At 52.3% G+C, this 13,176-nt stretch carries 7 protein-coding genes; 4 read left to right on the top strand and 3 right to left on the bottom strand.

Annotated elements, in window-relative coordinates; all coding sequences use genetic code 11:
- Positions 1–156 precede the first annotated feature (156 nt).
- The 3 genes from ABFZ83_RS05535 to ABFZ83_RS05525 all read left to right on the top strand — a co-directional run bounded on the left by ABFZ83_RS05535 (position 157) and on the right by ABFZ83_RS05525 (position 7,004).
- On the top strand, positions 157–3,369 hold the full coding sequence (locus ABFZ83_RS05535) for a TonB-dependent receptor domain-containing protein (RefSeq protein WP_411818437.1): 3,213 nt from the start codon (positions 157–159) through the stop codon (positions 3,367–3,369).
- A 126-nt stretch (positions 3,370–3,495) separates the two neighbouring features.
- Positions 3,496–4,557, top strand: a complete 1,062-nt coding sequence (locus ABFZ83_RS05530; protein ID WP_411818436.1) for an agmatine/peptidylarginine deiminase — start codon at positions 3,496–3,498, stop codon at positions 4,555–4,557.
- Between the two features lie 188 nt (positions 4,558–4,745).
- The gene (locus ABFZ83_RS05525; protein WP_411818435.1) at positions 4,746–7,004 is read left to right on the top strand and encodes a M3 family metallopeptidase; all 2,259 of its coding nucleotides are present in this window, start codon (positions 4,746–4,748) and stop codon (positions 7,002–7,004) included.
- A 42-nt stretch (positions 7,005–7,046) separates the two neighbouring features.
- On the opposite strand, the gene msrA is transcribed toward ABFZ83_RS05525, so the two are convergent.
- Entirely contained in the window at positions 7,047–7,640 is a 594-nt protein-coding gene (gene msrA / locus ABFZ83_RS05520; protein ID WP_411818434.1) for a peptide-methionine (S)-S-oxide reductase MsrA, read from the bottom strand.
- A gap of 177 nt (positions 7,641–7,817) precedes the next feature.
- Between msrA and ABFZ83_RS05515 the strand changes: the two genes are divergently transcribed.
- On the top strand, positions 7,818–10,049 hold the full coding sequence (locus tag ABFZ83_RS05515) for a S9 family peptidase (protein WP_411818433.1): 2,232 nt from the start codon (positions 7,818–7,820) through the stop codon (positions 10,047–10,049).
- A 40-nt stretch (positions 10,050–10,089) separates the two neighbouring features.
- On the opposite strand, the gene rnr is transcribed toward ABFZ83_RS05515, so the two are convergent.
- Both rnr and ABFZ83_RS05505 read right to left on the bottom strand, forming a co-directional pair.
- A complete protein-coding gene (gene rnr / locus ABFZ83_RS05510) occupies positions 10,090–12,447 on the bottom strand; it encodes a ribonuclease R (RefSeq protein ID WP_411818432.1) in 2,358 nt (785 codons plus the stop codon).
- 93 nt (positions 12,448–12,540) lie between these two features.
- Positions 12,541–13,125: a M23 family metallopeptidase gene (locus tag ABFZ83_RS05505; RefSeq protein WP_411818431.1), complete on the bottom strand. Its 585-nt coding sequence runs from the start codon at positions 13,123–13,125 to the stop codon at positions 12,541–12,543.
- Between the last annotated feature and the right edge of the window lie 51 nt (positions 13,126–13,176).

Raw genomic sequence — 13,176 nt, 5'->3', positions numbered from 1 at the left:
GGACGCCATAATTTAAAATTCGAATCCCGGCGTTTAAAATTCACCTTCACCTCACGCCATTGTCACGGGACTGTCATCTAATTTACCTAATGGCTGTCGCGTATACCGCAATGCACAAGGTAATGCGGTCATCCAGATCAGCTTGGGGATACCAATATGACACTTATGAAGACGCTCTCCGCCGGTGTGGCGGCGGTCGCGCTTACCACGGCGTTTGCCACTGTTGTGACAACGCCTGCGATGGCGCAATCAACAACAGGTGCGATCCGCGGTACAGTTGTTGGCCCAGACGGCCAGCCAGTTTCCGGCGCTCGCGTAACCATCACAGACACAACAACAGGTGCCTCAACAACGGTTGTTACCGGTTCTGGCGGTACTTATTCGTCACGTGGTCTGTCAGTTTCAGGTCGCTACTCAGTTAGCGTCGACACCGACACATTTGCTGACCAAACGATTTCAGACATCCGCCTTTCGTTGGGTGATACAACGAACGTTGTGGTCCGCCTGAGCGGTTCAGCTTCTTCAGACGAGATCGTTGTTGTTGCGACCCGCAACACCGCCGCTGAAGTTGCTTCTGGTCCTTCTGCTGTTTTCGGCGTTGCTGACCTTTCCGACCTTCCTGTTGTTAACCGCGACATCAAAGACGTTATTCGTCTCGACCCACGGATTACGATCGACGAATCATTTGAACGCGGCATCCGTTGCGTTGGTTCAAACGAGCGCTTTAACTCGCTGACTGTTGACGGTGTTCGTCAGAATGACGATTTCGGCCTTAACAATAACGGCTACCCAACACAGCGCCTTCCATTCCCATTCGACGTATCAGAGCAGGTCGCTGTTGAGATCGCTCCAATCGACGTTGAATATGGCGGCTTCACCGGTTGTAACGTCAACGTCGTTACGAAATCTGGTGGTAACGAGTTCCACGGTCGTCTGTTCGTTGATTACAACTTCGCGAGCATGCACGGTGATTCACTCGAAGGTGATCCCGTAAACAAGCCAGACGCTGATGAAAAATCATATGGTGCCGTTATCACTGGCCCAATCATCAAAGACCGTCTGTTCTTTACGGCTGCCTATGAGAAGTTCAAAGGCTCTGAAACCTTCAACACTGGCCCTGCCGGTTCTGGTTTCGCGAACGAAGTTGACGAAGTCACACAAGCTGATGTTGACCGTGTCACTTCGATCATGAACAATGTATACGGCTTCGATCCACTTGGCGTTCCTACAAATGGCGCGACACAAGACGAACGTTTCTACGTTAAGCTGAACGGTTTCATTACCGATAATCACCGTTTTGAATTGGCTTATCAGGATACATTCGGTGATACGATCGCTCCACAAAACACAAGTGCATCACAAGGCAATCTTGGCCTACTGTCGAATGCGTATGCACGTTCAGAAGACCTCGAAGCCTATTCAGCACGTATCTTCTCTGATTGGACAGACCAGTTCTCAACCGAGATGCGTGTTTCTTATCAGGATCGCGTGACCGGTCAGGAATCATTGAACGGCACCGATTTCGCCCAGTTCGAAATCACTACGCCGGGCGGCGGTTCGATCTTTGTTGGTCCAGACTCATTCCGTCACGGTAATGCGCTTTCTTCAAATGTTTGGAACATCAAATTCAAAGCGGAATATGATGCGGGTAACCACCTCATCAAAACCGGCTACGAGCGCGACATCTATGAAGCGTTCAACCTCTTTGTTCCGTTCTCCGAAGGTCAGGTTGAATTCGCATCTATTGACGATCTTGAAAATCAGATGCCTGATTCAATTTTCTACCAGAACGCAGGAACAAACAATAAGTTCGACGGTGCTGCCCAATTCAAACGTACACTGAATTCTATGTATATTCAGGACGATTGGACAGTCAGCGACACTGTAACGGTGACGACTGGTCTTCGTTATGACTGGATTTCAATGGATACAGCGCCAGCATTCAACCAAACGGTTGTTGATCGCTTCAACCTGCCAAATGATACGAACTTCGACGGCTTGTCACTTCTTCAGCCACGTGTTGGTGTGAACTGGGATGCAACGGAGCGTCTGAACATTACAGCGGGTGCTGGTCGTTTCTCTGGTGGCGACCCCTCAGTTTGGTTGTCGAACAGCTTCTCGAACACCGGCTTCCTTCCTGGTTCGTCATTCTCTAGCGATCCGGCTGTGATCAATGGCTTCGATGGCTTCAATCTGCCAACTGCAATGCAGGACGAAGTTACAACCTCAGCCGCAGCAGGTACCGGCGCAACAGCACTTGTTGATATTGACTACACAATGTCATCAATCTGGCGTTTCACACTTGGTGCGAAATATGTGGCTGACCTTTCAGCCATCGGTCTTGGTGATGAATGGGATTTCGGTGTCGACTTCCTTTACAACATTCAGGAAAACCCAAATATCTGGCAAAACCTCGATCTCGCTGTGATCGGTACTGCGCCTGATGGTCGTCCGATCTACAACTCTCAGTTCGGATACCGTAATGGCGGTGTCTTGTTGCTGACAAACTCTGACACGAAGCCAAAGACAAAAGTTATCTCTGGTTTCTTCGCGAAAGAGTTTGAAAAAGACCGCTTCACCGCGAAAATTTACGGCGGTTATGCGTACACCGATGCTGAAGATGTGAACCCAGGAACAAGCTCGACCCAACAGTCGAACTACGAAAACGTTGCCGCGATAGATTACAACAATCCAATCGTTGCACGTTCGAACTATGGTGTGACACATGCGTTCACAGGCCGTATCGATCTTGGCTATGAGTTCATCAAAGACCTCAGAACACGTATCTCGCTAACGGGTCAGCTCAACAGCGGTAAGCCATTCAGCTACACATTCGACACATCTGGCTCTAGCTCAGGTGATGCGATTGCTGGCGGCACAAACCTCTTTGGTGACAGTGACCGTTCAGAAGATCGTTCGCTTCTGTACATCCCATCAGGCCCAGGTGCGACGGATGATCCGTTGGTGACTTATGCTGGTGGTTTCGACCTTGCAGGGTTCAATGCGTTCCTCGCGGCTACAGGCCTCGACGAATATCGTGGTCAGATTGCACCGCGTAACAGCTTCGAATCCGATTGGTGGGGTAAAGTTGACCTTCGCTTTGAACAGGAACTTCCTGGTCTTCGCTCTGGTGACCGCCTACGCTTCATCATCGACGTCGATAACTTCACGAACCTGCTCAACGACGATTGGGGCATCTATCGTGAGAAGACCTTCGGCAACTCTGGCCACAACGCAGAGATCGTTTCCGCGATCATTTCTGGCGGCCAGTATGAGTTCCAGTCATTTGATGATGGCCCAGCAGAACAGTCACGTATCTTTGGTGCGTCTGTTTGGGAAATTAACTTCGGTCTTCGTTACGACTTCTAAGTCGGAATGGCGGGGTAACCCGCAAACGACCACGAATTACGGAAAAGGCGGCCCTCGGGTCGCCTTTTTCTTTTGTCAGCGGTATTTGATGGATATATGGAGGCCCCAATCGATAAAGGATCCGCCATGATCACATCACGCCGCCAGCCCGCAGAATGGGCACCACATGATTCCGTTTGGATCGGCTGGCCGAGTGCTGCGGATTTATGGGAAGACAATCTTGGCCCCGCGCGCGCTGAGGTCGATGATTTTGTCCGAGGTATCCTCTTTCCGGGCGGCGATGGATCAGATATCCGCGGCGAAAGGGTCAATCTTGTTTATCGCGGCGGCGAGGCACGAAGCGCAGCGGAAATCATGCGTGGGCGATTGCCCGATCCGAGCCTGCTTACGCTATTCGAAGCCCCATTAGGTGACATCTGGTTGCGGGATACCGGTCCGGTTTTCGCAAAATCAGAAACCGGAGAACTTGTCGCCAGCGCTTTTCGTTTCAACGGTTGGGGCGGGAAATATCAATTGCCGTCAGACGACAAAATAGCGGATGAAATTGCGAGGCATGCAAATGTCCGCCTACGCCGGTTTGATGATTTTATTGGCGAGGGAGGCGCGATAGAAGTTGACGGCGAGGGGACCTTGATCACCACGCGGCAATGCCTATTGAACAAAAACCGCAATCCCAACATGAATGAGAAAGATGTCGAAGCGGTGTTGAAATCCGCGCTTGGTATTGAAAAAACCATTTGGCTCGATGAAGGGTTAATCGGCGATCATACTGATGGTCATGTCGATAATATTGCGCGCTTTGTTGCGCCGGGCAAAGTTATGTGCATGCGTCCTACGGGTGATGATGATCCGAATGCGGAAATATTTTCCGATATAGAAAAAACGCTAAAATCCGCGACGGACGCGCAAGGACGCAAGCTAGAGGTCATTACGGTCCCATCGCCCGGCCGTATCGAAATTGACAATGCGCCGGTCGCGGCGAGCCACATGAATTTCTATATTGCCAATCATTCGGTGGTTGTGCCGGTTTATGGGGTTCTGAGCGGGGACAGTGCACCCGGGATCGAAGCCATTGAAACGCTGAAATCAGTGATTGATCGGCAATATTTTGTCGCGGTCGATTCTTCGCACATTCTCTCCGGTGGCGGTTCGTTTCATTGTATTTCGCAACAACAACCACGAATGTAACAATCATTGTGCATCCCGATGGGGCGAGCGTTTTTCGCGATGAAATGAGCGGCGCGACCCCCATTCGTCCTTGCGTGTCGTCCTGAGCAGTATCAGGATAGGCCAAGTTTGCAGGGGCTGCGCCCAAGGCGCAGATAAACAAAAAAACGCCAACCGAAATGGCTAAGAAGAACGAAAGGAGCCGCACAATGCGGATCACGTCTTTAGTATCGACACTCGCCTTGTTAACAGCACTCTATGGCTGCGGGGGTGCAGATGACGCGCAATCGACAAATACAGGTGAGACGAAACAGATGACGGCAGCGCCGGTAAAAGAAGACATTGGCGATTTATTCGCAGACATTTCATTGGATGAAACGGGCAACCCCGCCGCGGATAAATTGCTCTCGCCCTATGATGGCCCCTATCAGGGCGTGCCGCATTTCGATGAAATGGATCTCGACGGTTTGAAAGCCGCGCTCGAAGCCGGCATGGCAAAGAACCTCGCCGAAGTTGAGGCAATTGCGAATAACCCGGAACCGCCGACCTTTGCCAATACGATTGTCGCGCTAGAGAAATCCGGCGATGAACTGGGCCGAGTGTTCACCTATTGGGGAATCTGGTCATCGAATATGTCGTCGCCGGAGTTTCGCGAAATTCAAGGCGAGATGTCGCCAAAGTTGTCCGAATTTTTCTCGAAAATTAATCAGAACGAAAAGCTCTTTGCGCGGGTCAAAGCCGTTTATGAGAGCGATGTAATGGACACGCTGCGTCCGGACCAACAGCGCTTGGTGTGGCTGGTTTATGATGGTTTCGCATCCAATGGCGCTACCCTCGAAGGGGAAGCGAAAGAGCGGTATGCGGAGATCAATAAACGCCTCGCGACGCTGCACACGGATTTCGCCAATAATGTTCTTGCGGACGAAGAGAATTACGTAACCTATCTTTCGGCGGATCAGCTCAGCGGTCTGCCCGAGAGTTTTGTTAAGGCCGCAGCGGCGGCGGCAGAAAGCCGGGGACGTGTCGGTGAATATGCGATCACCAATACGCGATCATCGATGGACCCGTTCCTGACCTATTCCGATGAGCGGGATCTGCGCGAGACCGTGTGGCGCACCTATTACAATCGCGGTGATAATGGTGACGAATACGATAATAACGCCATCATTGCCGAGATCCTTGCACTCCGGGATGAGCGGGTGAAGCTACTCGGGTATGAAAATTACGCCGCATGGCGGTTACAGAACCGTATGTCGAAAACGCCTGATCGTGCACTGAACCTTATGGAAGCCGTATGGCCAGCGGCGACAGCCCGTGTCCGTGAAGAGGTTGCAGAGATGCAGGCGATTGTCGACGCCGAAGGCGGTGATTTCGAAATCGCACCATGGGACTACCGCTATTACATGGAGAAAGTGCGCCAGGCGAAATATGATCTCGACTCGGATGAAGTCAAACAATATCTCCAGCTCGACAAGCTGCGTGATGCGATGTTCTTCGTTGCCGGAGAATTATTCAATTTCAGTTTTGCACCAATTACCGATGGTTCCGTGCCGGTTTGGCATGAGGATGTAAAAGTCTGGGAGGTCACTGACAAATCCAGCGGAAAGCATATCGGCGTTTGGTATCTCGATCCGTTTGCACGCCCTGGCAAACGCTCAGGCGCATGGGCTACCGGATATCGTAGCCACGATACGCTTGACGGCATTGAGAAATCTGTTTTGTCATCCAACAACTCAAACTTCATTAAAGGCGCACCGGGCGAACCGGTTTTGATCTCATGGGATGATGCGGAAACCTATTTCCATGAATTCGGTCACGCGCTTCATGCGCTTTCGTCAAATGTACATTACCCGACGCTCAATAGCGGCGTTCGGGATTACACTGAGTTCCAGTCGCAATTATTGGAACGCTGGCTCTCGACCGACCAAGTCATCGATAATTATCTGGTTCATTATGAAACCGGCGAGCCAATTCCCGATGAGCTGGTTGCGAAGATAAAGGCCGCCTCGACCTTTAATCAGGGCTTTGCGACAACTGAATATCTGGCTTCCGCGCTGGTCGATATGCGCTTTCATATGAGTGATCCGACCGGAATTGATCCGGACGCATTCGAGCGTGAAACGCTTGAAGAATTAGGCATGCCCGATGAATTGGTGATGCGCCATCGCTCACCGCATTTTGGGCATATCTTCTCAGGCGAGGGCTATTCCGCTGGCTATTATGGCTATATGTGGGCTGATGTTCTTACCGCTGACGCAGCTGAAGCCTTTGCCGAAGCGCCGGGGGGCTTCTACGACAAGGAAGTAGCCGAAAGCCTCGTTGATAACCTATTCCGTGTGCGGAATGCGGTTGACCCGGCAGAAGCCTATATCAAATTCCGTGGCCGTGAAGCCAAGATTGAGGCGCTGATGCGTGACCGCGGCTTCCCGGTTCCCGGTGCCGAAACCGACAATAAAACGGTCGATTAAGCCAAAAACAATGGCCGCAGCATCGTTGTTGCGGCCATTGGTTTACTTATCACCCCAAAGCTGATTGACGCGTCGATCACGGCCGCAGCCCGTGCGGTAGAGTTTGTATCTAAGCGGATTGGTTTTGTAATAATCCTGATGGTACCCCTCAGCGATCCAGAATTTTTTTAATTCAAGCAATGGCGTGACGACAGTCTCGCCAAGCACCTTTTCAGCCTCCGCTTTCGCGGCTTTTGCGGCGTCATATTCTTCGACTGTCGAATAAAACAATCCGGTCGTATAGGAATGTCCGCGATCGCAAAATTGTCCCTTATCATCTAACGGATCGATATGCCGGAAAAAATAATCGGCCAATTCGCGATAAGTGATTTTGGACGGATCATAAGGAACCTGAACGACCTCCAGATGGCCGCCATGGCGCTCATAGGTCGGATTATCCATCAGGCCGCCGGCATAGCCGGAATTGACATCACCGACGCCATCGAGTTTTTCAAAATCGGCTTCCATGCACCAGAAACATCCGCCCGCGAAAACGGCTTTGGCGGTATTCTCATCACCGGCCGAGCTGGCTTTTGTGCTGGCGGCTGAGAGGGCGCTCGATAACCCGAGGATAGCAGCAAATATTAGGCGTCTCAAAACAACATCTCCGGCGAATTTACAGGGCAATTATAGAATTTTCTACTTATACGAAAAGTCGGGATCACTGGATCGTTATGACTTGTTAAGTGAATGACTGCGCACGACAAGGCCACATTGCCGAACCGAAAAAAACAGTATTAACTCAGCATTTCGACTCCAACCGCGAGGGGAATTATGAAATTCGAAAAGGCTTTTCTGGGTGTGGTCATGGCAGTGTCACTTACGGCATGTGGTCAGAATGAAACCACCACGCAGACGCATAAAGAAGAGAAGGCAATGACAGCAAAAGATCCGTTCGCCGACGCGCGATCAATTACACCACCTGAAATTGAAAAGCGACCGGTCGAGATCACGCAGCACGGTATTACGCGTACTGATAATTATGCGTGGTTGCGGGATGAAGAGTGGCAAGACGTTTTGCGTGACCCTTCTACGTTAGATGCCGATATCAAAGCGGCGCTCGATGCAGAGAATGAATATTACGCTGCCGTCACTGATGATCTGGAGCCAGTCCGCAAGGCGCTATTTAGCGAGATGCGCGGCCGAATCAAAGAAGATGACACTTCGGTCCCGCGCAAAGACGGCGACTGGAAATATTGGGTAAAATATAACGAGGGCGGCGAATATCCGATTTATATGCGCGCGGCTCTTGATGGTAGCAATGAGCAGATTCTCTTCGATGGCGATAAAGAACGCGGCGATTCCAAGTTTTTTGATATTGGTTCGGTTAATCATAGCCCAGATCAAAACCTGATCGCCTATGCGGTCGATCGGTTGGGGTCAGAATATTTCGCGATCCGCGTGCGCAATATGGAAACTGGCGAAGAGTATGAAGAGACCATTGAAAGTGCTGATGAGAGCGGTGCGATCTGGGCCGCAGATTCTCAGTCATTTTTCTATGTAGAGCGTGACGACAATCAACGTCCTAAGCGGGTCAAGCTACACCGTTTAGGGACTGACCCTGCGAATGATCCGGTGATCTACGAGGAGCCAGATGACGCGTTCTTCCTAGGCGTTTCGAAAAGCCAGAGCGGTGATTACATTTTCATCACCTCAAGCAGTCAGATCACCAGTGAAGTTCGTTTTCTCAACGCGGATGCGGCGGACCTGACGCCAACGTTAATCGCGCCGCGTGACAATGGTACGGAATATTACGCCGAACATCATGGCGATAATTTCTTTATTATGACGAACGCCGATGGGGCGGTTGATTTTAAAATCGTAACTGCGCCGATCTCGGCACCAGGACGGGAAAACTGGTCAGACTGGCTAGCGCATAAACCCGGTAGCCAAGTGGTCACGTTTACGCCGCTCAACGACTATCTCGTTCGGATGGAGCGTGAAAACGCGCTACCTCGGATTGTTGTCTCGGATTATGACGGTAATTCGCACACCGTTTCATTTGACGAGGCCGCCTATAGCCTCAGCATGAGCGCGGGCTACGAATATGACACGGATGAAATCCGCTTCACCTATGAATCGCCTTCGACACCTGAGCAGACATTCGACTATAATATGGCGGATCGCACACGGACGCTTGTCAAAACACAGGAAGTCCCGAGCGGACATGATCCATCGCTTTATGTGGTCGAGCGGATCACCGCGAAAGGTGAGGGCGGTGCGGACATTCCCGTGACCGTGCTTCGCCTGAAAACAACGCCAACCGATGGTTCGGCACCGGCGCTGCTATACGGCTATGGCTCTTATGGCTATGCGATGCCGGCGCGTTTCTCGACCACTGTTCTTTCGCTTGTGGATCGCGGGGCCGTATATGCAATCGCGCATATTCGTGGCGGTGCAGATAAGGGCCGGGCGTGGTATCTTGACGGTAAGTTAGCAAACAAAAAGAACACGTTTTCTGACTTCGCCGCATCGGGCGAGGCGTTGATTGATGCGGGCTATACGTCTGAGAAAAAGATCGTCATTTACGGCGGTAGTGCTGGCGGTTTGTTGGTCGGCGCAACGGTCAATCTGCGTCCGGATCTTTTTGGCGGCGTTATCGCGGCGGTGCCGTTTGTTGACGTCATCAACACGATTTCAGATGCGGACCTTCCGCTAACCCCGCCCGAATGGGAAGAATGGGGTAACCCAATCACCAGTGCCGAAGAATATGGTTGGATTGCGGAATATTCGCCCTATGACAATATCAAGGATACCGAATATCCGCCGGTGATGGCGACTGGTGGCCTGACCGACTACCGCGTGACCTATTGGGAGCCAGCGAAGTGGATCGCGCGCCTGCGTGAAGAAGCGAAAGGCGGCCCGTTTGTGATGCGTATGAATATGGGTGCCGGTCACGGTGGTTCGGCTGCGCGGTTTGAACGGCTCGAAGAGACCGCCCATCTTTATGCCTTCGCGTTGAAGGTTTGGGGCTACGAAGATGCAGAGCCCGTAAAACATAACTAAGACAATCGTGCCCCGGCTTTATATTGGTCGGGGCACTTTTCTATCCGCGTTTTGGTTTCGCGTTAGATTTCCTGCGTTTCGCTTTTTTGGGGGCCGGTTTTGCTGTGCTCTTACTCGAGCGCTTCGTAGTTTTGCGGCCTTTCGACTTGGCCCCTTTTGTTTTGGCCCCTTTTATTTTGGCCCTTGTGGATTTCGCAGTCGATTTCCTGCGTCCCCGTCGCTCGCCGGGGAGTGGATCGCTAAGCATCTCAAATCGCAGGCTACCGGTAAGCGGCGTTGCTTCCGCAAGCGCAACGCGAACCGCCTGTCCTAATCTATAGATACCGCCAGTGGTCTCGCCGATGACTGCGTGCTCCGCTTCTTCGAAACGGAAACGCTCTGCACCAATACTGCGCATAGGAACGAAACCATCGGCACCGCTTTCATCAAGCATGATAAAGAGCCCGAATTTGGTAACGCCGCGAATACGGGCGTCAAATTCTGTGCCTACTTTTTTCTCGAGATAACCGGCCAAATAACGGTCATTCGATTCCCGCTCGGCGGCGACCGATCGGCGCTCCAGATCGGAAATCTGTTCAGCAATTTCGCCAAGGGCTTTTGCTTCTTTCTCGGTCTGGCCATTTTCACCGAGATTGAACGCCTTCACCAATGCGCGGTGTACGGTCAAATCCGCATAGCGACGAATGGGCGAGGTGAAATGCGCATAATGGGGCAGGTTCAGGCCGAAATGGCCCACATTATCGATGTCATAGATCGCCTGGCGTTGCGAGCGCAGGACCACTTCAGACACCATCTCTTTTTGATCGCGCTCTTCGGCGATTTTAAGAAGCTGGTTGAAGTTTGCAGGCCGGACTGACCCGCCTTTGGCCAGAGAGTAATCAAGCGTGCCGAGATATTCGCGCACCGCATCAAGCTTTTCTCCGTCCGGTTGATCATGCACCCGGTAGATCAGCGGCGTTCGCGCGCGCTCCAACGCTTCGGCGGCGGCAACATTGGCTAAAATCATAAACTCTTCGATGACTTTATGAGCATCGAAGCGTTCGCGTTTTACGACCTTGCTGACATCGCCATTTTTATCGAGGATGATTTTCCGCTCCGGTAGATCAAGATCGAGCGGTGCGCGCTTGGTGCGCTCTTTCATGCGCGCTTGATACGCGTCATAAAGCGCTTTCACCACGGGCCCGAGGCCATCCAGCGCTTTTCCGCCTTCGCTGATGGCTTGTGCTTCCTCATAGGCGAGCTTGCCGTGCGACCGCATCATGGCCCGCATAAAATGATGACGTTTCTTCTGACCATTGGCATCAAGGATCACTTCAACGGCCATGCAGGGGCGGTCTTCATGTTCGCGCAAAGAGCAAAGATCATTAGACAGACGTTCGGGCAACATCGGCACAACCCGGTCCGGCAGATAGGTAGAGTTGCCGCGTTTTAATGCCTCTTTATCGAGGGCAGAGCCGGGGCTGACGAAATAGCTAACATCCGCAATGGCAACGATGACCCTGAAGCCGCCGGGGTTATTCTCGTCATTATCCGGTTCGGCGAATACGGCGTCATCATGGTCTTTTGCGTCAGCCGGATCGATTGTGATGAGCGGAATGTCACGAAGATCCGTTCGCGAACCAAGCGGCGGGAGTTTTGCCTTTTCGGCCTGTTCCAAAACCGCGGGCGGGAAATCGGTTGGGATGCCATGATTGGCAAGAGCAATCGTCGAATAGGCATGGGTGTCGTCAATATGACCCGCAATGCCTCTGATACGGGCTTTTTGTGGCCCATAGCCGCGGGCATTTTTGGTCTCGACCCAAACTAGGTCGCCGTCCTTGGCGGTGCCTTCATCGCCGTCATCAATCGTGAAGGAATTTCGTGCGCGCCGTTCAACCGGATCGGCGATGCCGCCGCGCCGTCTTTTTCGGTATACCGCCAAAAACCGGTGAGCGCCTTTGCCGATGGGTTTGATGATCTCGGCGTCATAGCCGGCGTCGCCCGCCGGTTTGAGCCGGGCCAACAAACGGTCGCCAACACCGGGCGCAGGTTTTGCTTTTGCGGCGCGGCGCGCGGATATGGTGATGATCGGCGGTTTATCTTCACCGCGCCAATTGGCCGGCATACAGATAAGATCGCCATCGTCGTCAACCGACATGACATCAATCGGCGCAACTGGCGGAAGCGCGTCCGCTCGCTCAATGCGCTTTCCTGAACCGAGATTGATCGATCCGTCGGCATCCATTTCCTTGAGCATCGAACGCAGCTTCGCACGGGCTTCGCCCTTCACACCGAAAGCGCGCGCAATATCGCGCCGGTGAACCTGATGATCGCTTTGTTCAAGAAATGCGATAATTTCTGCCTTCGATGGCAGGCCGGGTGATCGCTTGGTCGTTGTCCGTTTTGGGCGTTTGTTCAACTGAATGCCTTTTTAAACTCTATCGACTTTATGCCGTAACACGCTTTGCCAAAAAGCGCGACTGGGCGTTATTCGAGGCAATAGATTTGAGCGCTATCGGCCAACAATCAACGGGTTGTGGGTTTTTCCGTCAATTATAATTTCATAATGAAGGTGAACTGCCGTTGCGTTTCCGGTGTTACCTGTTCTGCCGATGACTGCGCCTCGTTTTACGCGGCCACCGCGCCGAAGGCCGCGAACATATTCGGAAAGATGGGCGTATCTGGTTTTGATGCCAGATGCGTGGGTGATGACAATCGTTTTGCCATAGCCGCGAAGGGAACCCACACTTTCAACGCGGCCGTCGGCACCGGCGTAAACAGCACTGGGTGCGCGGGTATAGAGGTCCACGCCATGATGGAAACTGCCTGCGCCGCCACGACGGGGGCCAAAGCCAGAAGAAACGCAACTAGAAACCGGCGCGCGGTAAATCAGTACACCGCGAATATCGGTAACGGGGTCATAGCCAATAATATTCCGCCGACCATCAATAGGCGGTGCATTGGAAATTGACGTGCCAGAACAGAGCGCGAGCTTTGGCGCAATTCCGCCAGTTGGCCCTGCGTAATTTGAAGTTGTGGCACAGGCGCTCAGCGAAGCGGCTGCGGCAAATGCCATCATTACTCGGTTACGCAACATCAAATTCGGGTCCTGTCCTGATGCATTTGGTTTTGCATAAATTGGCTAGGG

Origin of the sequence: Hyphococcus formosus, from assembly GCF_046736345.1 — a bacterium.
Taxonomy (GTDB): Bacteria; Pseudomonadota; Alphaproteobacteria; order Caulobacterales; family Parvularculaceae; genus Hyphococcus; species Hyphococcus formosus.
This window is presented reverse-complemented; position numbering and strand designations above follow the sequence as displayed.